Source organism: Campylobacter sp. BCW_6466 (assembly GCF_001762835.1).
Lineage (GTDB): Bacteria > Campylobacterota > Campylobacteria > Campylobacterales > Campylobacteraceae > Campylobacter_D > Campylobacter_D jejuni.
Genome location: NZ_MJXO01000018.1, coordinates 1 through 770, shown reverse-complemented (window position 1 = coordinate 770; position 770 = coordinate 1). Strand labels below are relative to the sequence as shown.

The 770-nt window shown below is 21.4% G+C and carries 1 protein-coding gene; it reads right to left on the bottom strand.

Annotation, left to right across the window (positions count from 1 at the left end; translation table 11 throughout):
• Positions 1 to 105: 105 nt before the first annotated feature.
• The gene (locus AJ887_RS10120; RefSeq protein WP_186820924.1) at positions 106 to 375 is read right to left on the bottom strand and encodes a hypothetical protein; all 270 of its coding nucleotides are present in this window, start codon (positions 373 to 375) and stop codon (positions 106 to 108) included.
• Between the last annotated feature and the right edge of the window lie 395 nt (positions 376 to 770).

Sequence of the window (770 nt, the reverse complement as noted above, 5' to 3'; positions counted from 1 at the left end):
AGTCTAGAAATTTAGTGATTAAGTCTAATTTAGCTTCTTGTGTTTTAATGTTTTTGCTCATTTGTTATTCCAAAAATCTAAATCTCAAATTATCTTTCTAATTTTTTATCTAGTATCTTCACAATACAGTCTTTTATGATATCTAAAATATAATCCAGCACCCTCATCACCTCCCAAAAATATACCATAATCATTATAAATATAAGATAAGTGTGTTGAATAATGAATACCATCATAATAATCTTCAAATGTAACTTCTGTTAAAGTAAATTTATTTTTTTGCAACACATTAATGCTTTCTGATTTTTTAAGATCAAAATATATTTTTTTATTTATTTTTTGATTAAAAAAGAATTCTCCTTTTTCATCATGCATTGTATTTCCTTTTTCTCTATTGCTGAATATTTCCCAATAAGCTTTATTGTAAATTATTACTTTATTATCTATATCTTTACACAAGCTCTTAAACTCATAATACTGCGGATCCATATATTTATAAGAACATCCTCCTACTAAGAATAATAAAAGATATGCAGGTAAAAGAAACAAAGTAAATTTTTTAAATATTGTTTTAAAATTTATAGTTTTTGTTTTATTTTTTAATTTATAAAAAATTTTAAAGATAAAATATAAAATAATAGAAAATATAAAAACAAAAAAGAAAAATATAAGAATAAATATTAAAAGATTAATAAAGAATTCTAGCATTTATTAACTCCTCTTAATTTTCTCTGTTTTTTCATAAGACAATTTGTAGTGTTGGGCTGATG

What these genes read in the sequence shown, in the direction of transcription:
- AJ887_RS10120 (WP_186820924.1), bottom strand. Translation starts at nt 375, where the DNA reads ATGCATGATGAAAAAGGAGAATTCTTTTTTAATCAAAAAATAAATAAA.